The sequence below is a fragment of the Microbacterium sp. zg.Y909 genome (assembly GCF_024626565.1).
In genome coordinates this window covers 1-1,920 of sequence record NZ_JANJFJ010000582.1, presented here as the reverse complement: position 1 = coordinate 1,920, position 1,920 = coordinate 1, and the positions used below count along the sequence as shown (strand labels likewise).

Sequence of the window (1,920 nt, the reverse complement as noted above, 5' to 3'; positions counted from 1 at the left end):
GGACTCCCTCAGACGGTTCCCGGTTTCGCCATCGACCGCATGTGCGCCGGCGCGATGACGAGCGTCACCACGATGGCAGGCTCCATCGGCGTCGGCATGTACGACATCGCCCTCGCCGGCGGCGTCGAGCACATGGGGCACCACCCCATCGGCACGAACGCCGACCCGAACCCGCGCTTCGTCGCGGAGAAGATGGTCGACCCCGGTGCCCTCAACATGGGTGTCACGGCCGAGCGCATCTTCGACCGCTTCCCGCACCTGACCAAGGAGCGCTCCGACCGGTACGGCATGCTCAGCCAGCAGAAGCTGCAGGCCGCCTACGACGCCGGCAAGATCCAGCCCGATCTCGTGCCGGTGGCGATCAAGGATGCCGAGGGTGCTTGGGGGTTGGCCACCGCCGACGAGGGCCGCCGCCCGCAGACCACGATGGAAGACCTCGCGAGCCTGAAGACGCCCTTCCGCCCGCACGGTCGCGTCACCGCCGGCACGTCGTCGCCGCTGACCGACGGCGCGACGATGTCGCTGCTGGCCGGTGGCGGAGCCGTGAAGGAACTGGGCCTCGCACCCAAGATGCGTCTGGTCTCCTACGCCTTCGCGGGCGTGCAGCCGGAGATCATGGGCATCGGCCCGATTCCCTCGACTGAGAAGGCGCTGCGCAAGGCGGGCCTCACGATCTCGGACATCGGCCTGTTCGAGCTCAACGAGGCATTCGCGATCCAGGTCATCTCGCTGCTGGACCACTTCGGCATCGCCGACGACGACCCGCGCGTGAACCCCTGGGGCGGCGCCATCGCCGTGGGTCACCCGCTCGCGGCCTCCGGTGTGCGCCTGATGATCCAGCTCGCCGCCCAGTTCGCGGAGCGTCCCGACGTCCGGTACGGCCTGACGGCCATGTGCGTGGGCCTCGGCCAGGGCGGCTCGGTCATCTGGGAGAACCCGCACTTCGACGGCAAGAAGAGGAAGTAACGCTGCGATGACCGACTACGACTCCATCGACTTCTCCCCGATCCTCTCCGCCGACGCCACCGACGGAGAAGTGGTCACCCACTCCCCCGTGCGTGACATCACGCTGCCCAGCGGCAAGGTGCTGGCCCTCATCACGCTCGACAACGGGCGCGACCACACCCGGCCCAACACGCTGGGCCCGGCGACCCTTGCCGAGCTCGGCGAGACCCTCGCGGGCCTCAAGGCCCGCGCGGCCGCCGGCGAGATCCAGGCGGTCGGCATCACCGGCAAGCAGTACATCCTGGCTGCCGGTGCCGACCTGTCCGACATCTCGAAGCTGGGTTCCCAGGACAACGCGCGTCTCGTGGCCCAGTTCGGTCACAAGGTGCTCGGGTCCCTGTCGGAACTGGGCGTGCCGTCGTTCGCGTTCGTCAACGGGCTCGCGCTCGGCGGCGGACTCGAGATCGCGCTCAACTCCACCTACCGCACCGTCGATGCATCCGCGGCGGCCATCGCGCTTCCCGAGGTGTTTCTCGGTATCATCCCCGGCTGGGGCGGCGCCTACCTGCTGCCGAACCTGATCGGCATCGAGAACGCGCTCGAGGTCGTCATCTCGAACCCGCTGAAGCAGAACCGCATGCTCAAGCCGCAGCAGGCGTTCGACTACGGGATCATGGACGCGATCTTCCCCGCCTCGAACTACCTCGAGGATTCGCTGATGTGGGCCGACGGCGTGCTCAGCGGCGCGGTGAAGGTCAGCCGCAAGCACGAGCCCGGCAAGATCGAGCGTCTCACCAAGTGGCCCGTCGCCATCAAGATGGCCCGCGGCATGCTCGAGTCGAAGATCGGCACCGTTCCGAAGTCGCCGTACGTGGCGCTGGACCTGCTGGACAAGGCGAAGAGCGGCACGAAGGCCGACGGCTTCGCCCGCGAGGACGAGGCGCTGGCCGAGCTCATCACCGGCGACCAGTTCGC

Annotated in this window: 2 protein-coding genes; both read left to right on the top strand. The window is 68.4% G+C overall.

Annotated elements, in window-relative coordinates; translation table 11 throughout:
• A partial coding sequence (locus tag NQ160_RS23090; protein ID WP_257517351.1) for a thiolase family protein occupies window positions 1-966 on the top strand: 966 nt, incomplete at its 5' end.
• Window positions 967-973: 7 nt separating this feature from the next.
• On the top strand, window positions 974-1,920 hold a 947-nt coding region (locus NQ160_RS23085), incomplete at its 3' end, for an enoyl-CoA hydratase-related protein (protein ID WP_257517350.1).